The sequence below is a fragment of the Nocardiopsis moroccensis genome, from assembly GCF_055763695.1.
This window is the reverse complement of record NZ_CP199747.1, coordinates 4,382,041-4,399,513: the sequence shown is the minus strand read 5'-3', so window position 1 is coordinate 4,399,513 and position 17,473 is coordinate 4,382,041. Positions and strand designations below refer to the sequence as shown.

Below are 17,473 nucleotides of genomic sequence, written 5' to 3'. Positions count from 1 at the left end.
TTTCCCCATGCGCAACGCGGTCATGAGCGGCTACGCCGCCGCGACCATTGTCGTGGAGGCGGGAGAACACAGCGGAGCCCGTATTCAGGCACGGATGGCGCTCAAACACGGCCGACCTGTCATTCTGCCTCGGGAGTTGCTGCGGAACCAGTGGGTGCGTGACTATGAGAGGCGCCCAGGTGTTTACCTGGTCGGCGACATCGAGGAGTTGATGTCCGCTGTGCGATCGGTCCTGGCCGATGCCGAGGTGAAACCAGAGGAACTGGTGGGGGAAGCCGAGCTTGTCTGGTGAGTCGCGCCGGTACTCCGTCCGTGCCCACGTCGAGGTCCAGCTCGCCTACCTGCATGGATCCCCAGCTCAGGGGGCGGGGGTCTGCCAGATGTGTTTCGGGGCGTGCCGACCTTCCTCCGCCCGCTGCTCCCCCTGTGAGGAAATCGACTACCAGGCCGGATCCATGGCGGCCGACCTCGTCGTTCCCATCACCTACCGAAAGGGCTCTGGCGGACAGCACAGTCAGAACCTTCGTATGTACAAGCAGGAACCACACAACAGAACAGCGCGAAGAAGCCTGACCGCGCTTTTTGCTTATTTCTGCCTTCATCACATCAGTTGTGTGAAGGAAGTGGCGAACGTTGACCGATTCACGCATGTCTGTTTCGTTCCGAGTACGGAGAACCCCTCCCAGGAAGTACATCCCCTGGAGGAGACGCTCGGCGACAAGGTGCGGAGCCTGTGCAGCATCCGGCTCTCGGTCAATCAGCAGGTCCCTGCTGGCTCCCGGTCCTTCCACAAGGACTGGTTCGAGACCGGCGCCATCCCGGACCAGCGTTCGGAGACCGACGTCCTTCTGCTGGACGACACGTGGGTGACCGGTGCCCGCGCGCAGACGGCGGCCTATTGCCTTACTGAGTTTTTCGTTAGTTGTGTGGGTATAGAAAGCTCGGTCGTGTGAGCATGGCGGTATGCCCCGCCAAGCTGAAACCGCTGCCCCCGCACAAGCCGTCCCGCCGCTGACCCGCCCGCAACTGGCCGAGGCCCGACGGATGCGTGCGGTCGAACTCCTGGACCAAGGCCACTCCCAGTCCCAGATCGCGCGCATGCTCGGGGTCACGCCCGAGAGCGTGCGGCGCTGGCAACGGCGGATGGAACAGGGCGGGACCGCGGCGCTGCGCCGCCGCCCGCCCACGGGGCGTCCCCGCAAGCTCACCGATGCGCAGGTGGAACAGATCCGTGTGGCCTTGGAGGAGGGTGCGGTGGCGCACGGGTTCGCCTCTGATCTGTGGACGTTGGAGCGCGTGGGTTCGGTGGTCGAGCGCACGAGTGGTGTGGGTTTGTCGCGGGCCTCGGTGTGGCGGCTGCTGACTGGGCGGTTGGGGTGGAGCTTGCAGCGGCCCCAGCGCAAGGCTGTGGAGCGCGATGAGGACGAGATCGCCCGGTGGGTGTCGCACGAGTGGCCGCGCATCAAAAGGGGGCCTTGAGAAACCGGGCATGGATCGTCTTTCTCGACGAATCGGGTGTCTCGCTGCTGCCTCAGGTGCGCCGCACCTACGCACCCCGTGGCCGCACCCCCACCCTGGCCCACCGGTTGAACTGGAAGCGAGCGGGAATGGCCGCCGCGCTGGGCTACCGAGCCGCCGAGGCCGGACGTGGGGCGCGGTTGTGCTTCGACCTGCGTCCGGGCAGCTATGACACCGAGGCGCTGATCGCAGTACTCGAACAGCTCAAGGCCTTCTACGAGGGCGAAAACGTGGTGTTGGTCTGGGACGGGCTTTCCGCGCACTGGAGCCGGGCCATGCGCGCTTGGGTGGAGGGTCAGGACTGGCTCGCGCTGGAGCGGCTGCCTGCCTATGCCCCCGAGCTCAACCCCGTGGAGATGCTGTGGTCGTCCATCAAGGCCCGGGAGTTGGCCAATGTGGCCGGTGGCCACCTGGCCGACGTCGCCGACGCAGCCGAACGAGGTATCAACCGCGTCTGTGAAGACGACCGACTCCCATGGTCCTTCCTTGCTCATACCGGGCTGGAGATCCACTCTCCAACCCCACACAACTAAAGAAAAACTCAGTAGGTCCTGATGCTCGAATCCGCGGCTTCCGACACCGGTGTGCGACCGGGAGCCGCGGGTCCGAGCTCCCCGACGAAGAGTGGGTCCGCCCGAGCCCAACGCCCACCACCCAACACGGGGCCGTCGGTGCGACCACCGCCGGGTCGACGGATCGGGGCCGCGCCCCGATGGGCACGGCCCCATGACCCGATCAGGCCGGGAGCCGCGGCTCGTCCGCCTTCCTGGTGGTGACCGCCAACCGGTCGCGGTCGTCGTTCACGTCCACCATGACGGTGTCGCCGTCGGTCAGCTCCCCCGACAGCAGCTCCCGGGCGAGCGGGTCGCCGATCGAGGACTGCACCAGACGCCGCAGCGGCCGGGCGCCGTAGTTCGGGTCGTAGCCGGTCAGCGCCAGCCACTCACGCGCCCCCTCGGTCACCTCCAGGTCGAGCTGGCGGTCGGCCAGGCGCCGGGCCAGCTTGTCCACCTGCAGGTCCACGATCCGGGTCAGGTCCTCGGTGGACAGCGCGTCGAACATGATCACGTCGTCCAGGCGGTTGAGGAATTCCGGCTTGAACGTCGCCCGCACCACGTCCATCACGCGGTCCCTGCGCACGGACTCCTCCAGGGACGGGTCCACCAGGAACTGCGAACCGAGGTTGGAGGTCAGGATGAGGATGGTGTTGCGGAAGTCCACCTGGCGCCCCTGGCCGTCGGTCAGCCGGCCGTCGTCCAGCACCTGCAGGAGGGTGTCGAACACCTCCAGGTGGGCTTTCTCCACCTCGTCCAGCAGCACCACGGTGTAGGGGCGGCGGCGCACCGCCTCGGTGAGCTGACCGCCCTCCTCGTAGCCCACGTACCCGGGGGGCGCACCCACCAGGCGGGACACCGAGTGCTTCTCCGAGTACTCGCTCATGTCCACGCGCACGATCGCGCGCTCGTCGTCGAACAGGAACTCGGCGAGGGCCTTGGCCAGCTCGGTCTTGCCCACACCGGTCGGGCCGAGGAACAGGAACGAACCCGTGGGCCGGTCCGGATCGGAGATGCCCGCCCGGGCGCGGCGCACCGCGTCCGACACCGCGGCGACGGCGTCCTTCTGCCCGATGAGCCGCTGGCCCAGCTCCTCCTCCATCCGCAGCAGTTTGGAGGTCTCCCCCTCCATGAGCCGTCCCACCGGGATACCGGTCCAGGAGGACACGACGTCGGCGACCTCGTCGCCGCCCACCTCGTCCTTGACCATGGGGTCGTCCTCGGTGCCCGCGGCCCCGGCCGCGTTCTCCTCCGCCTTGGACGCCTCCTCGACCTGCTTCTCCAGCTGGGGGATCTCCCCGTACATCAACCGGGAGGCCTCCTCGAAGCGGCCCTCGCGCTCGGCCAGCTCCGCCTGGGTGCGCAGCTCGTCCAGTTGCCCCTTGAGCTCACCGACCCGGTTCAGCCCGGCCTTCTCCTGCTCCCACCGGGCCACCAGCCCGTTGAGCCGCTCCTGGTGGTCGGCCAGGTCGGCGCGCAGCTTCTCCAGGCGCTGCTGGCTCGCCGGGTCGGACTCCTTGTCGAGCGCCATCTCCTCCATCTTGAGCCGGTCGACCGTGCGGCGCAGCTCGTCGATCTCCACCGGGCTGGAGTCGATCTCCATGCGCAGGCGGGACGCGGCCTCGTCGATGAGGTCGATCGCCTTGTCCGGCAGGAACCGCGCGGTGATGTAGCGGTCCGACAGCGTCGCCGCCGCCACCAGGGCCGAGTCGGAGATCTGCACCTTGTGGTGCGCCTCGTAGCGGCCCTTCAGACCGCGCAGGATCGCGATGGTGTCGGTGGCCGACGGCTCACCGACGAACACCTGCTGGAAGCGGCGCTCCAGCGCGGGGTCCTTCTCGATCTTCTCCCGGTACTCGTCCAGGGTGGTCGCGCCCACCATGCGCAGCTCACCGCGGGCCAGCATCGGCTTGAGCATGTTGCCCGCGTCCATGGCGCCCTCGGCGGCACCCGCGCCCACCATGGTGTGGAGTTCGTCGATGAAGGTGATGATCTGGCCCTCGGACTGCTTGATCTCCGAGAGCACCGCCTTCAGCCGCTCCTCGAACTCGCCCCGGTACTTGGCGCCCGCGACCATCGCGGACAGGTCGAGGCTGATCAGGCGTTTGCCGAGCAGCGACTGCGGCACGTCGCCGGCCACGATGCGCTGGGCCAGCCCCTCCACCACGGCGGTCTTGCCGACCCCCGGCTCACCGATGAGTACGGGGTTGTTCTTGGTACGGCGGCTGAGGACCTGGACGACCCGGCGGATCTCGCCGTCGCGTCCGATGACCGGGTCGACCTTGCCCTCGCGGGCGCGTTCGGTGAGGTCCACACCGAACTTCTCCAGCGACTGGTAGGTGTCCTCGGGGTTCTCCGAGGTGACCCGGCCGGTGCCGCGTACCCGCTCGAAGGCCTCCAGCAGCGCCTCCGGGGCGGCCCCGGCCTCGTTGAGCAGCCGGGCGGCCTCGCCGCCGTCGGTGGCCAACCCGACCAGCAGGTGCTCGGTGGAGACGTACTCGTCCTCCATCTGCTGGGCGCGCTGGGCCGCGGTGTTGATGGAGACGATGAGCTGGCGGGAGGAGCTCGGCGAGCTGACCGTGGAACCGGCCGCCTTGGGCAGGTTCGCGATCGCGGCCTCGACCCTGTCCCTGATCCGGTCGGGGTCGGCGCCGACCTCCTTGAGCAGCGGCCGGGTGATGCCTCCGGCCTGGTCCAGGAGGGCGTTCAGCAGGTGCAGGGGCTCGGTCTGCGGGCTGCCGTCGGCGGTGGCCTGGCGGATGGCGGCGGCCAGGGCCTCCTGGCTCTTCTGGGTGAGCTTGTAGTTCATCTCCGGTGACTCCGTTCGCAATTACTGTCACTCAGGGTGACGCTCGTTGGCCGAACGCGCCCCGTGTCGAAAGGTCGGAACCCTGTCAGCCCCGGGTGGGCCCGCCCGTCCCCGGTTCGTCCTGGTCGCTCTGCCCGCTCGGGCCGTGCTGCCCGCCCGGGCCGCCCTGTCCGCCCGGACCCTCGCCCCGGTCGGGGCGTCCGTCCTCGGGCTCCGCGGTGTTGAAGATCGTGACGCGGGTGCGGCGCACCAGCTCTCCGCGCACCGGTCCGCCCTCGGGGCGGGCCGGGCGGCCGCGCCGGGACACCGCCCGGCGAGCCGCCTCGAGTTCGTTGGCCAGGTGGAACACCTGCTCGCGCAGTTGCTCCACCTCGTCCTGCAGCTCCAGGATCCGCTTGATGCCTGCGAGGTTGATGCCCTCCTCCTGCGACAGGCGCTGCACCTCGCGCAGCGTCCGTACATCGCGCATGGAGTAGCGGCGGCCCCGCCCGGACGAACGGCCGGGGGAGACCAGGCCCAACCGGTCGTACTGTCGCAGCGTCTGCGGATGCATCCCGGCCAACTCAGCGGCCACCGAGATCACGTAGACCGGTGCATCGGCGCCGAAGGCAGGATCGTTCACGTTGTTCACGCGCCCTTCGCCCGCGCTTCGAGCCCGTCGCGCGGGTCGTAGTCCGACGTCGCCGCTCGGAACTTCTCCAGCGCCTCGCGCGCGTCGTCGTTGAGTTTCTGCGGCACCGCCACCTCGAAGGTGACGAGCATGTCGCCGGTGGTGCCGTCCTTGCGGGTGGCGCCCTTGCCGCGGACTCGCAGTGTGCGCCCGTTCTGGGTGCCCGGCGGTACCTTCACGGTCACCGGGAACCCGCTGAGGGTGGGGACCCGGACCTCGGCGCCCAGGACGGCCTCGGGGAACGTCACCGGCACGGTGATGGTGATGTTGTCGCCGCTCCTGCCGAACACCGGGTGTCCCTTCACATGGACGACGACGTACAGGTCACCGTTGGGGCCGCCGTGCTCGCCGGGGGCGCCCTTTCCCTTGAGCCGGATCCGCTGCCCGTCGGACACTCCGGCGGGGATACGGGTCTGGATGGTGCGGGTGCTCTTGCCGCGCCCGCTGCCGGTGCAGGTGGGGCAGGGGTCGTCGACCACGAGGCCGCGCCCCTTGCACTCGCTGCACGGCTCGGACAGCGAGAAGCCGCCCAGGTTGGTGCTGTCGTGCCCGGTGCCGCTGCACTTTGGGCACATGCGCGGGGCGGAGCCGGCGCGTGCTCCCGTGCCCTTGCAGGTGGGGCACGGGGCCTCGCTGCTCAGCTGGAACGAACGGGTCACCCCGTCCGCGGCCTCGCGGAAGTTCAGTGTGGCCTCGGTCTCGACGTCGGCTCCGCGCCGGCGGCGGGTGGACTCACCCGCTCGGCCGCGGTTGCCGAACAGACCGCCGAAGAGGTCGCTCAGGCGCTCGCCGCCCGGGGCCCCGCCGCCCCCGGTGCCCTGACCGAAGATGTCGCTCATGTCGAACCCGCCGGGTCCGGCGCCGCCGGGACGGTAGGAGCCGCCGAACGTCGAGCGCGCCTCGTCGTACTCCTTGCGGCGCTTGTCGTCCGACAGGACGTTGTACGCCTCGGAGATCTCCTTGAAGCGGTCCTCGGCCTTGGGGTCACCGGTGTTGGCGTCCGGGTGGTTCTCCCGGGCCAGCTTGCGGTAGGACGACTTGATCTCGTCCTTGGAGGCGGTCTTTGAGACTCCCAGGACCTTGTAGTAGTCCTTCTCCAGGTAGTCCTTGGTGCTCATCGACTGGTGCCTTCTCCCGCTGGTGCCGGTTGCGTCCGATGTTTTCACGTGTCCCCGCGCCGGGTGGGGCCGGGGTGCGACCCGGGGGCCGTGACCGACGCTCTCACGCCGGCCACGGCCGCACCAGGCTCACGGGCGTTACCCGCTCCTACTTGTCGTCCTCGCCGCTCTCGCCGTTCGCCTCGGTGGAGGCGTCGGCGGAGTCCGGGGACCCGTCGGCGGAGCTGTCCGCCTCCGTGCCCTCCATCGGCTCCCCGACCACCACGCGGGCGGGGCGGAGAACCCGCTCACCCATGCGGTACCCGGGTTGGAACACCTCGATCACCGTCTGGACGGAGATGTTGGGAACCGGGACCAGGGTGAGGGCCTCGTGGATGTTCGGGTCGAACTCCTCGCCCTGCTCCGCGTACTTCTCCAGGCCCAGCTTGGTGGCCGTGGCCTCCAGGGCCTCGCCCACCGCCTTGAACCCGCCGTTGAGCTCGTCGTGCTCACGGGCCCGGCCGATGTCGTCCAGGATCGGCAGCAGTTCACCGACGACCTGGGCGGTGGCCGCCTCGCGGACGGCGACCCGGTCGCGCTCGACACGCTTGCGGTAGTTGGCGTACTCGGCCTGGACCCGCTTGATGTCGTTGGTGAGCTCGACGACCCGCTCGTCCGCGTTGATCGCCTCGGTCACCACCGACTCCGGGGTGTCCGGAACCTCGGGGACGTCATCGACCTCGGCCTCGACGACCTCGGGCTCCTCCTCGGTCGGGGCCTCCCCCTCGGCGGTCTCGGCCCCGGAGTCCCGGACCTCGCCGGTCTCGGGGTCGATCCTGCGGTTGTCGCGGATCACCGGACCCTGGTTCTCGTCACCGTCACCGGTGCCGGAGCTGTTCTTGTCCGACAGCGCCATGTCCGACGTTCCCTCCTTCCTCGGCTCTTACCGGACTCCCGGGTCAGGAACCCTGGTTGCCCTTGCCGTTGTCCTCGTCGACGATCTCGGCGTCGACCACGTCGGAGTCGTCGGCGGAGGCGTCGGCGTTCTCGGCGCCGGGCTGGGCGGCGTCCTCACCCTGCTGCCCCTGGCTGTAGATCGCCGAACCGATCTTCTGGCTGGCCAGCGCGACCTTCTCGCTCGCGGAGCGGATGGCCTCGGTGTCGGTGCCCTCCAGGGCGGTCTTCAGCTCGGCGACGGCGGCCTCGGTCTCGGAGCGCACGTCCGCCGGGACCTTGTCCTCGTTGTCCTTGATGACCTTCTCGGTCTGGTAGACGAGGGACTCGGCGTTGTTGCGGACCTCGGCCTCCTCGCGGCGCTTGCGGTCCTCCTCGGCGTACTGCTCGGCGTCGCGGACCATCTGGTCGATGTCCTCCTTGGACATCGCCGAACCGCCGGAGATGGTGACGGACTGCTCCTTGCCGGTGCCCAGGTCCTTCGCGGTGACGCTGACGATGCCGTTGGCGTCGATGTCGAAGGTGACCTCGATCTGCGGGACGCCGCGCGGCGCCGGGGGCAGACCGGTCAGGTCGAAGACGCCCAGCTTCTTGTTGTACTGGGCGATGTCACGCTCGCCCTGGTACACCTGGATCTGCACGGACGGCTGGTTGTCGTCGGCCGTCGTGAAGATCTCGGAGCGCTTGGTCGGGATGGTGGTGTTGCGCTCGATGAGCTTGGTGAACACCCCGCCCTTGGTCTCGATGCCCAGCGACAGCGGGGTGACGTCCAGCAGCAGGACGTCCTTGACCTCGCCCTTGAGCACACCGGCCTGGAGCGCGGCACCGATGGCCACGACCTCGTCCGGGTTGACGCCCTTGTTGGGCTCCTTGCCGCCGGTCATCTCCTTGACGAGCTCGGCGATGGCGGGCATCCGGGTCGAGCCGCCGACCAGGACGACGTGGTCGATCTCGCTGAGCTGGATCCCGGCGTCCTTGATGACCTGCTGGAACGGGGTCTTGGTCCGCTCGACCAGGTCGGAGGTCAGGCGCTGGAACTCGGCGCGGCTGAGCTTCTCGTCCAGGTGCAGGGGGCCCTCGGCCGAGGCCGTGATGTAGGGCAGGTTGATCTGCGTCTCGCTGGAGCTGGACAGCTCGATCTTGGCCTTCTCCGCGGACTCGCGCAGGCGCTGCAGCGCCATCTTGTCCTTGGCCAGGTCGACGCCGTTGGAGTTCTTGAACTTCTCCACCAGCCAGTCGACGATGGCCTGGTCCCAGTCGTCGCCGCCGAGGTGGTTGTCGCCGTTGGTCGCCTTGACCTCCACGACGCCGTCACCGACCTCCAGCAGGGAGACGTCGAAGGTGCCGCCACCGAGGTCGTAGACGAGGATCGTCGCCTCGTCCTCCTTCTCCAGGTGGTAGGCGAGCGCGGCCGAGGTGGGCTCGTTGATGATGCGCAGGACGTTGAGGCCCGCGATCGTGCCGGCCTCCTTGGTGGCCTGGCGCTGCGAGTCGCTGAAGTAGGCCGGGACGGTGATGACCGCGTCGGTCACGTCCTCGCCCAGGTACGCCTCGGCGTCGCGCTTGAGCTTCTGCAGGATGAAGGCGCTGATCTGCTGCGGGTTGAAGTCCTTGTCGTCGATCTTGACCGACCAGTCGGTGCCGATGTGGCGCTTGACCGAGCGGATGGTCCGGTCGACGTTGGTGACGGCCTGACGCTTGGCCACCTCGCCGACCAGGACCTCACCGTTCTTGGCGAAGGCCACGACCGAAGGGGTGGTGCGGGAGCCCTCGGCGTTCGTGATGACCGTCGGCTCGCCACCCTCAAGGACCGCGACACACGAGTTCGTCGTACCGAGGTCGATTCCGACCGCACGTGCCATGGTTGTTTCCTCCGTCAAAGTTGAGTCGTTCAGACGTAAGTTTGCTTCGTCGGGTGGCGGCTGTCAAGTCAGTTGAGTCAACCCGACTCAAGTTACTTCCTACGCCCTGACAACGGGTGGCCGGGTCGGGATGTTCCCGACCTGGACCGATTCCACCTGGGAAATGGGTGAACCCCGGGACAACTCCGGGACATCCTTGACCTGGAATCCAGGGATGTGCGGGGGTTCTCGGGGTTGCCCCGGGGGGAGGGGCGGCGGGGGAGGGTGGCCCCGTGTCGGGCGGGTGGGACATGACCGGTGGTCCTACCGATGCCTCGGTGTCCCCCGTTCGTTCCGTTGTCGGCTTACATAGAGACGTGTGGTGTGTTCGGGGGAGACTCCGGTGCACCCGAGTGATTCTGTTGTGCTGTGGCCGGCTACGGTTGGCACTCGCGCCGACGGGGCCCGCAGCCCGATCGCGCGCGGGCGATGGATGACAGGAGGGGCGGGGCTGCCGCGGATGCCGGGTCGTCGAGGCCCAGGGTCGATGGTCGCCGTGCTATTACTCGCTAGTAACATCAAAGATGACCTCCGGTGTGTGGCGCACCGGACGACGAAAGCAGGATGGGAGGCCACGGACGATGCATCCTCTGTACTTGACGCTGGGCATCATCACCTCGGTCTTCGCCGTGGTCGCGCTTGCCTTGTTCGCTCTGGGCGGTTACCAGATCTGGCGAACTGTGAGTGTGGGCCGACCGGCGGAGCCGGAGCGCACGGAGTCGCTGGGCAAGCGGCTCACGATGACGCTCATCGAGATCCTCGGGCACACGAGGATGCTCAAGCGGCCGTGGGTCGGCGTGGCCCACTGGTTCGTGATGGTCTCGTTCCCGCTGCTGTTCTTCACGGTTGTCGAGGCCCAGGGCGAGGTCTTCGACCCGCACTTCAAGCTTCCGGTGATCTACGACTGGGCCGTCTACGGCCTGGCCATCGAGATCATCGCCGCGGCCAGCCTCGCGGGCATCGTCGGCCTGACGATCTACCGCCTGCTGAACGGCCCCCACCGCAAGGGCAAGCAGTCCCGGTTCTTCAACTCCAGGACCTGGACCGCGTACTACGTCGAGGCCTACCTGTGGGCCCTGCTGATCTCGATCTTCGTGATCCGCGGCCTCAAGGTCGCCCTCGAGGACTTCCCGTTCCCGACCTGGGCCACCCCGGTCTCCCACGCCGTGGGCGCGGTCATGCCGACCGACGCCGCCGTGGCCGAGCCCGCCATCGCGCTGGTCGCCGCGTTCAAGCTGATCATCAGCTACCTGTTCTTCGTGGTGCTGTACTTCAACCTCACCATGGGTATCGGCTGGCACCGGTTCGTGGCGCCGTTCAACATCTTCTTCAAGCGCAACGCCGACGGGTCCCCGACCCTCGCCGGTGCCAAGCAGATGATGGACTCCTCCGGCAAGAAGCCCCTCGACTTCGAGGAGGCCGATCCGGACGAGGACCCGTTCGGCGCCGGAAAGCTGGAGGACTTCACCTGGAAGGGCCTCCTCGACTTCACCAGCTGCACCGAGTGCGGCCGCTGCCAGTCGCAGTGCCCCGCCTGGAACACCGGCAAGCCGCTCTCGCCGAAGAAGGTCATCCTCGACCTCCAGGCGCACGCCTACGAGAAGGCCCCGTACCTCCTCAAGGGCATCACCGAGGAGACCCTCGCCGAGGCTCCCGACAACAGCCACGCGGGCGTCGACGTCCTCGCACTCCTCAACAAGCCGCTGGTCGGCACCGAGGAGGAGGGTGGCGTCATCCACCCCGACGAACTGTGGGCCTGCACCAACTGCGGTGCCTGCGTCGAGCAGTGCCCCGTGGACATCGAGCACATCGACCACATCCTGGACATGCGCCGCTACCAGGTCATGGTCGAGTCCAACTTCCCGTCCGAGGCCAACACCCTGCTCAAGAACCTTGAGAACAAGGGCAACCCGTGGGGTATGGCCGAGGACCGGCGGATGGACTGGATCGAGGAGCTGGCCTCCCAGGAGAACCCGGTCGAGGTCCCGGTCGTCGAGGACAAGCTGCCCGAGGGCACCGAGTACCTCTTCTGGGTCGGCTGCGCCGGCGCCCTGGAGGACCGCGCCAAGAAGACCACGAAGGCCATCGCCGAACTGCTGGACATCGCGGGCGTCAAGTTCGCGGTCCTGGGCGGCATGGAGGCCTGCACCGGCGACCCGGCGCGCCGCCTGGGCATGGAGTACGTCTTCCAGATGCTGGCCCAGCAGAACGTGGAGACGCTCAACGACGCGGGCGTCACCAAGATCGTGGCCAGCTGCCCGCACTGCTTCAACACCCTGGCCAAGGAGTACCCGCAGCTGGGCGGCACCTACGAGGTCGTCCACCACAGCCAGCTGCTGGCCAAGCTGGTCGACGAGGGTCAGCTGACCCCGGTGAACTCGATCGACGAGAACATCACCTACCACGACCCGTGCTTCCTGGGCCGCCACAACAAGGTGTACACGCCCCCGCGCGACATCATGGCGCAGGTGCCCGGCGTCAAGACCCAGGAGATGCACCGCCACAAGGAGCGGGGTTTCTGCTGCGGCGCCGGCGGTGCCCGCATGTGGATGGAGGAGCGGATCGGCAAGCGCATCAACACCGAGCGGGTCGACGAAGCGCTGACCACCAACCCGGACACCGTCTCCACCGCGTGCCCGTTCTGCCAGGTCATGCTGGGCGACGCGATCAACGAGAAGAAGTCCGCGGGCGAGGCCAAGGAGTCGCTGGAGGTCGTCGACGTCTCCCAGCTGCTGCTCCGTTCGATCAGGAACGAGGGCCCGGCCGAGTCCGGTGAGGACAAGGAGACCGCTGACGCCTAGGAGCTGACGCGGTCCTCCGAAGGACCACCGCACACGATGAGGGGCGGGGTGCCCGGCGCACCCCGCCCCTTCGTGCTGCCCGGGGCGGTCGCACGGGTGCCGCCGAGGGCGGTGGGCCAGGGTTCAGAGGTGCTCGCGAAGGAAGCCGTCGATCGTGTGCCGGGTGATCTGGCTGGCGAAACCGCCCCAGTTGAGGTCGTACATGTGCTCGGTCCAGGGCAGTTCCACGTGGTGGTGCGGCACCCCCGCCCCGTCCAGGGCGGCGGCCGTCCGCCGGTTGTCCTCCGGGCTGACGAACAGGTCGTGCCCGGCGGTGAGCAGCAGGGTCGGCGGGGTGTCCGGGCCGATCAGGCGCCGGGGCGACATCGCCGCGTACTCCTCGGGGGCCTCGTCGACGGAGCCGCCCATCATGCGCTCCTCGCTCTCGACGAGTTCGGCGCCGACGGGGGAGTGGCGCATGCGCCAGGGGTAGTCCGGGGCGTCGGCGGTCGTGTCGGTCGCCGAGTACCAGGCGATCACCGCCGCGACCTCGGGAACCTCGGTGTCGCAGCTGGGCGGGAGGTCCGAGCCGTAGGTGGCGAGCAGCGCCAGCAGGGCCCCGGCGGACTGTCCCGTGACGGCGATGCGTTCGGGGTCGCCACCGTACTCGGCCGCGTTCCCGTGGACCCAACCGAGCGCGCACCGGACGTCGCGCACCGGGAGTTCCCCGGCGCCGTCGGGGAAGAAGCGGTAGTCCACGTCGAACACCACGCGCTGCTGCGGGACACCGTCCCCGGGGGAACCGGAGCCACCGGCGGGGTCCGTGCCGTCGGCCAGCCAGGTGTCCCAGCGGGGGAGCATGCTCTGCGGCATGTCGAACGCACCGCCGTGCACGTTCACCACGACGGGCAGGGGTTCGTCGGCGGGTCGGGCGGGCCGCCAGACGTCGAGTTCCAGGGACTCGCCGTCGACGGTGGCGTACTCCAGGGTGAGCGGTTCGCGGTCGGCGGAGGTGGCGAGCCCGGCCGTGTACTCCGGCAGGCTGAGCGGCGCCCCCTCCTCACGTGCGGTCGACCACAGGGACGCGGCGGGGACCAGGGCCACGACCAGCAGGACGGCGTTCAGCCCGGTCAGGACGAGGGCCGCCCCGCGCCGCGGGGCGGCGGTCCCGGTACCTGGGGGAGCGAGGAGCGCCAGCGCCAGCCCGAGGGCTGCCGGAACTGTGAGGAACAGGGAGAACTCCAGGGCCAGTAGCGCGTACTGCCAGCCGGCCCAGGACATGGGCGGGAGCAGGACGAGCGCGGTCGCGGCGGCTCCGGGGAGGGCGAGCAGGGCGGACAGGGCGAGGAGTGCCGCACGGGCCCGGGGGCGGGGCCGGTGCGTGCGCGCGGGGTCGGGCATGGGCCACCTCTTTCCGATACGTTTGTATCGATACGAACGTATCAAAAAGCTGGGGGTGTGTCAGAATGGGCGGGTGCCGAAGGTCGTAGACAGGGAAGCCCGCCGAGGTCAGATCGCCGAGGCGATCCATCGCATCGCCGCCCGCGAGGGGCTGGAGGGGGTCAGCGTCCGGGTGGTCGCCGCGGAGGCGGGGCTGTCCGTGGGTGCGGTCCAACGGGAGTTCGCCGCCAAGGACGCACTGCTGCACTTCGCACTGCGCGCCTCCATCGACGAGGTGTTCGCGCGGTTCGACCGGTTCCGGGTGGGGCCCGGCGGCCTCACCTTCGCCGAGGGGCTGCGACAGGTGTTCCTGGACCTACTGCCCACCGACGGACGACGCCGGGCACAGGCGCGGATCTGGTCCGCCTTCTACGCGCGCGCGGCCGTCGACCCGGCCTTCGCCGAGGTCCTGTCCGAACTGGACGCCCAGGCCAGGAAGCACCTCCGCCGGGTGCTGGAGTACGCCCGCGACCGGGGAGAACTGGCGCCCGGGCAGGACCCGGCGGCTCTGACGGAGCTGCTGATCGTGTTCGTGGACGGCCTGTGGCTCACCTGCGCCCGCCTCCCGGAGGACGCGGACCTGTCCCCCCAGCGCGCGGCGGTGGAGTCGGCGGTCGCCCTGGTGACCGGCTGACCGCGACCTGGGACACGGCCACCGGGGCAGGGTGCTCGGCACCCTGCCCCCTTCCGTGCGGCCGGGCACCGTACGGCCCGGGTCCGCCCCGGGCCGGGGGCGGGCGGGTCAGTCCAGGACGGTCAGGTGGTGGGACATGAGCGTCGAACGCGGGACGGAGGGCGGGCAGCGCAGTTCCGCGCTGCCGCTGCCCCGGACGACCTCGGAGGCGGTGAAGGTGAAGCCGAGCGGCAGGGTGCACCGCCCGGAGATCCGCCAGCGGAGGTCCTCCGTCTCCGTCTCACAGGTGTAGGAGACGTAGCCGAGGCCGAGGACAGGGGAGGTGGCGCAGTCGATGCGCTCGTCCTCGCCGACAGCGGCGGCGGCCGTACCGGGCACGAGCGAGGCGGCCAGGGCGACGGCCGCGGCGAGGGTTCGGGCGGTGCGGGGGAAACGCATGAGATCTCCTTCAAAGGGGGTTCTCCGGACGAGGACCATGATGCGGATCCCGGCTATCACGCACCTATCGCGGCTCCTGCACGCCCCCGCCGGAACCGCTCACCGCGTTCCCGTCCGCGCGCCTGGCCGTTTCGGTTTCCCGGCGAATTGTTTTCCGTCCCTGGTGTTCGGAAAAGCCCTTTTCCCTCTCCTGGGGGCGCGGCGGTGAAGGGGCTGTCATTCGGGTCGTCATGACTGTTCAGGATGGGTTCACCCCGGTGGACGGGCGCTGCCCGAAGTGCCTGTCCGGCCTCCCCGAAGGCGGAACCACCCCCGTCGGATGATGCTTTCCGGGAAGAAGGCGACCAATGCGCGGACCCGCGGTTCCGGTGCACCGGGAAATGACGCATTCCGCCCACACGTCCGGGAGGATTCGTGTAGAAAGTTGACAACCGCCGAGGGGCCGCGCCCGACGTGAGTAGTGAGGGGACGGGCGCGTACCCGCAGGCGGTCGCGATCGCGCCCGCACGTGAGGTGAAGAAGGGGCACGTGCGGGCGCGACCGCACCACCACGCGCAGAGCGAAGGAACCCCGCCGCCCTGGAGGGCCGGGTTTCCTCCCCCGACGTACCGATGACATTTGTCAGTGCCGGAGCCGGGTGAAGTGCCATCGCGGGCCGGTGACAGGAACGTCTGTCGGCGGAGGACCGGTTCGCGGGAGCCTGGGGGCATGACGACGACAGCGAACACCGAACCGGCCGCCGCGAACCAGGACCCCACCCGGACCGGAGGGCCGTCGGTGGTCGTCCGCGACCTCCACCAGCACTACGGCGACTTCGAAGCGGTCAAGGGCGTCTCCTTCGAGATTCGGCCCGGCGAGCTCTTCGCGCTCCTGGGCACCAACGGCGCGGGGAAGACCACCACCATCGAGACGCTGGAGGGTTTCCGCCGGCCCAGCTCCGGCAGCGCCCGGGTCTTCGGCCGGGACCCCTTCAACCAGCCCGCCGGGGTCCGGGAACGCGTCAATGCCGTCCTCCAGGGCAGCGGACTCCTGGACGACCTCAGCGTGGACGAGAACCTCGGCCTCGCCAGCGATCTCGCCGCCGCCCCCCGCGCCGCCGACGAGGTCCTCGGGCTGGTCAACCTCACCGACAAGCGCAAACTCCGCGTCCGCCAGCTCTCCGGCGGCCAGAAGCGCCGACTCGACCTGGCGCTGGCCCTGATCAGCGACCCCGAGGTCCTCTACCTCGACGAGCCCACCACCGGCATGGACCCCGAGGCCAGGAACGAGACCTGGAAGCTCATCAGCGATCTCAAGGAGAGCGGAGTCGCGATCCTGCTCACCACGCACTACCTGGAGGAGGCCGAGCGCCTCGCCGACCGCCTCGCCATCATGCACCGCGGTCGGGTCCACGTGGAGGGCACCCTGGCCGGGGTCCTCGCGGGTTGGGGCGACCGGGTGAGCTTCCTGGTCCCCAGCGACGTGCGCACCGCCGACCTGCCCGAGGTCGACGGGACCGAGGTCGAGGTGCAGACCCGGGACCAGGCCCTGTGGGCCACCTACACGGTCACCGGCGGCGAGGTCGCCGACCGCGCCCACCACGCCGTGTCCGCCCTGTTCGAGTGGGCCCGTGAACAGCGGACGACCCTCCAGCACCTCCAGGTCCGCGGCGCCTCCCTGGAGGACGTGTTCCTCCGGGTGGCGGACGACACCGTCGGCACGCTTCCGGAGTGAGACACCGGGTCCGACCCGCCCCGCCCACCGCACAGCCCCGCACAGACCCCAGGAGAAACTCGATGACCACGACCACCGCCCCGGCCCGGGGGGCCGCTCGCACACGGACCGCCCCGGGATGGTTCCGGCAGACCCTGCGCCTGACCCGGACCGAGTTCACCCTCTTCGTCCGGTACAAGACCGCGTGGCTGTACCTGGTGATGCCGCTGATCCTGTTCATGCCACTGACGTCGATGCCCAGTACCCCGGCCTTCGGTGACTTCACCACCCTCGACCTCTCCTTCGCCGCGGCCGTCCTCGGAATCGGCCTGATGCTGGGCATCGGCCACCCCTCCAACGTGTTCGCCGCACGGCGGGAGTCGCTGGTCCTCAAACGGCTCCGGGTGAGCGGGGTCCCGCAGGCGGCGATCTTCGGCGGGGTGGTGGCTCTTGTCGTCCTGTTCACCCTGCTGCTCGCCGCGCTGGTCATCGCCGTCGGCGGCAGGGTGCCCGCCGACCCGGTGCTGATGCTGGTCGCGGTGCTGCTGGGCGCCGTCGCCATGAGCCTGGTCGGCCTGCTGATCACACCGCTGGTGCGCAACGCCGAGTCCGCGCAGATGTTCTCGATGGTCCCGATGCTGGCGCTGCTGCTCACCGGCGGGGTCTTCTTCCCGCTCGACCTGCTGCCCGAGCCGGTGCGCATGGTCGCCCAGTTCCTTCCGGTCGCCCCGACCGCCGAGATGGCCCAGGCCGCCTACACCGGTTACGACGTCTTCGGCGGCGTCGAGGGCGCCGAGGCGGTCGGCACCGCGGCCCTGTGGACCAGCGCCCTGCCCGCCGTCGGCGTGATGCTCGCGTGGATCGCGGTCCTGACGCTGCTGGTCCACCGCTACTTCAAGTGGGACCCACGCCAGCCGTAGGGCGGGTCCGGGACACTCGCGCCGGGGCGCCCGGGACGGGGGCGCCCCGGCCCAGCCGCGCCGAGG

Annotated in this window: 15 protein-coding genes; 8 read left to right on the top strand and 7 right to left on the bottom strand. The window is 69.4% G+C overall.

The window, feature by feature from the left end; all coding sequences use genetic code 11:
* Positions 1-7: 7 nt before the first annotated feature.
* The 4 genes from ACUKCB_RS19470 (at position 8) to ACUKCB_RS19455 (ending at position 2,051) form a co-directional block, all read left to right on the top strand.
* The gene (locus tag ACUKCB_RS19470) at positions 8-292 is read left to right on the top strand and encodes a DNA-processing protein DprA (RefSeq protein ID WP_473037029.1); all 285 of its coding nucleotides are present in this window, start codon (positions 8-10) and stop codon (positions 290-292) included.
* A 235-nt stretch (positions 293-527) separates the two neighbouring features.
* A complete protein-coding gene (locus ACUKCB_RS19465; protein WP_473037027.1) occupies positions 528-953 on the top strand; it encodes a hypothetical protein in 426 nt (141 codons plus the stop codon).
* A 10-nt stretch (positions 954-963) separates the two neighbouring features.
* Positions 964-1,479 carry an IS630 family transposase gene (locus tag ACUKCB_RS19460; protein ID WP_473037026.1) on the top strand — a complete coding sequence of 172 codons (516 nt, stop codon included), beginning with the start codon at positions 964-966 and terminating at the stop codon, positions 1,477-1,479.
* Positions 1,476-2,051: a transposase gene (locus ACUKCB_RS19455; RefSeq protein ID WP_473037025.1), complete on the top strand. Its 576-nt coding sequence runs from the start codon at positions 1,476-1,478 to the stop codon at positions 2,049-2,051. The genes ACUKCB_RS19460 and ACUKCB_RS19455 overlap by 4 nt, the downstream gene beginning before the upstream one ends.
* Positions 2,052-2,253: 202 nt before the next feature.
* Here ACUKCB_RS19455 and clpB read toward each other — a convergent pair whose 3' ends face one another.
* The 5 genes from clpB to dnaK form a co-directional block, all read right to left on the bottom strand.
* On the bottom strand, positions 2,254-4,881 hold the full coding sequence (clpB, locus tag ACUKCB_RS19450; RefSeq protein WP_473037024.1) for an ATP-dependent chaperone ClpB: 2,628 nt from the start codon (positions 4,879-4,881) through the stop codon (positions 2,254-2,256).
* Positions 4,882-4,966: 85 nt separating this feature from the next.
* The gene (locus tag ACUKCB_RS19445; RefSeq protein ID WP_473037023.1) at positions 4,967-5,512 is read right to left on the bottom strand and encodes a heat shock protein transcriptional repressor HspR; all 546 of its coding nucleotides are present in this window, start codon (positions 5,510-5,512) and stop codon (positions 4,967-4,969) included.
* Positions 5,509-6,669 carry a molecular chaperone DnaJ gene (gene dnaJ, locus ACUKCB_RS19440; protein WP_473037022.1) on the bottom strand — a complete coding sequence of 387 codons (1,161 nt, stop codon included), beginning with the start codon at positions 6,667-6,669 and terminating at the stop codon, positions 5,509-5,511. The genes ACUKCB_RS19445 and dnaJ overlap by 4 nt, the downstream gene beginning before the upstream one ends.
* A 148-nt stretch (positions 6,670-6,817) precedes the next feature.
* Positions 6,818-7,564 carry a nucleotide exchange factor GrpE gene (grpE, locus tag ACUKCB_RS19435; protein WP_473037021.1) on the bottom strand — a complete coding sequence of 249 codons (747 nt, stop codon included), beginning with the start codon at positions 7,562-7,564 and terminating at the stop codon, positions 6,818-6,820.
* A 43-nt stretch (positions 7,565-7,607) separates the two neighbouring features.
* Positions 7,608-9,464 (bottom strand): molecular chaperone DnaK, encoded by a 1,857-nt coding sequence (dnaK, locus tag ACUKCB_RS19430; RefSeq protein ID WP_191275545.1) that lies wholly within the window; start codon positions 9,462-9,464, stop codon positions 7,608-7,610.
* Between the two features lie 620 nt (positions 9,465-10,084).
* Between dnaK and ACUKCB_RS19425 the strand changes: the two genes are divergently transcribed.
* A complete protein-coding gene (locus ACUKCB_RS19425; RefSeq protein WP_191275535.1) occupies positions 10,085-12,304 on the top strand; it encodes a (Fe-S)-binding protein in 2,220 nt (739 codons plus the stop codon).
* A 123-nt stretch (positions 12,305-12,427) separates the two neighbouring features.
* Here the strand turns inward: ACUKCB_RS19425 and ACUKCB_RS19420 are convergent, their stop codons facing one another.
* A complete protein-coding gene (locus ACUKCB_RS19420; RefSeq protein WP_473037020.1) occupies positions 12,428-13,684 on the bottom strand; it encodes an alpha/beta hydrolase in 1,257 nt (418 codons plus the stop codon).
* A gap of 73 nt (positions 13,685-13,757) precedes the next feature.
* Between ACUKCB_RS19420 and ACUKCB_RS19415 the strand changes: the two genes are divergently transcribed.
* Positions 13,758-14,357, top strand: coding sequence for a TetR/AcrR family transcriptional regulator (locus ACUKCB_RS19415; protein ID WP_473037019.1), 600 nt, complete (start codon positions 13,758-13,760; stop codon positions 14,355-14,357).
* Positions 14,358-14,465: 108 nt separating this feature from the next.
* On the opposite strand, the gene ACUKCB_RS19410 is transcribed toward ACUKCB_RS19415, so the two are convergent.
* A complete protein-coding gene (locus tag ACUKCB_RS19410) occupies positions 14,466-14,795 on the bottom strand; it encodes a hypothetical protein (protein ID WP_473037018.1) in 330 nt (109 codons plus the stop codon).
* A 708-nt stretch (positions 14,796-15,503) separates the two neighbouring features.
* On the opposite strand from ACUKCB_RS19410, the gene ACUKCB_RS19405 reads away from it, so the two are divergent.
* Both ACUKCB_RS19405 and ACUKCB_RS19400 read left to right on the top strand, forming a co-directional pair.
* On the top strand, positions 15,504-16,508 hold the full coding sequence (locus tag ACUKCB_RS19405; protein WP_473037017.1) for an ABC transporter ATP-binding protein: 1,005 nt from the start codon (positions 15,504-15,506) through the stop codon (positions 16,506-16,508).
* A gap of 62 nt (positions 16,509-16,570) precedes the next feature.
* On the top strand, positions 16,571-17,407 hold the full coding sequence (locus ACUKCB_RS19400; protein ID WP_473037016.1) for an ABC transporter permease: 837 nt from the start codon (positions 16,571-16,573) through the stop codon (positions 17,405-17,407).
* Positions 17,408-17,473 lie beyond the last annotated feature (66 nt).

Excerpts from the sequence above, each read along its gene's own strand:
- ACUKCB_RS19470 (WP_473037029.1), top strand. The coding sequence starts at position 8 with ATGCGCAACGCGGTCATGAGCGGCTACGCCGCCGCGACCATTGTCGTG.
- ACUKCB_RS19465 (WP_473037027.1), top strand. The coding sequence starts at position 528 with ATGTACAAGCAGGAACCACACAACAGAACAGCGCGAAGAAGCCTGACC.
- ACUKCB_RS19460 (WP_473037026.1), top strand. The coding sequence starts at position 964 with ATGCCCCGCCAAGCTGAAACCGCTGCCCCCGCACAAGCCGTCCCGCCG.
- clpB (WP_473037024.1), bottom strand. The coding sequence starts at position 4,881 with ATGAACTACAAGCTCACCCAGAAGAGCCAGGAGGCCCTGGCCGCCGCC.
- dnaJ (WP_473037022.1), bottom strand. The coding sequence starts at position 6,669 with ATGAGCACCAAGGACTACCTGGAGAAGGACTACTACAAGGTCCTGGGA.
- grpE (WP_473037021.1), bottom strand. The coding sequence starts at position 7,564 with ATGGCGCTGTCGGACAAGAACAGCTCCGGCACCGGTGACGGTGACGAG.
- dnaK (WP_191275545.1), bottom strand. The coding sequence starts at position 9,464 with ATGGCACGTGCGGTCGGAATCGACCTCGGTACGACGAACTCGTGTGTC.
- ACUKCB_RS19425 (WP_191275535.1), top strand. The coding sequence starts at position 10,085 with ATGCATCCTCTGTACTTGACGCTGGGCATCATCACCTCGGTCTTCGCC.
- ACUKCB_RS19420 (WP_473037020.1), bottom strand. The coding sequence starts at position 13,684 with ATGCCCGACCCCGCGCGCACGCACCGGCCCCGCCCCCGGGCCCGTGCG.
- ACUKCB_RS19410 (WP_473037018.1), bottom strand. The coding sequence starts at position 14,795 with ATGCGTTTCCCCCGCACCGCCCGAACCCTCGCCGCGGCCGTCGCCCTG.
- ACUKCB_RS19405 (WP_473037017.1), top strand. The coding sequence starts at position 15,504 with ATGACGACGACAGCGAACACCGAACCGGCCGCCGCGAACCAGGACCCC.
- ACUKCB_RS19400 (WP_473037016.1), top strand. The coding sequence starts at position 16,571 with ATGACCACGACCACCGCCCCGGCCCGGGGGGCCGCTCGCACACGGACC.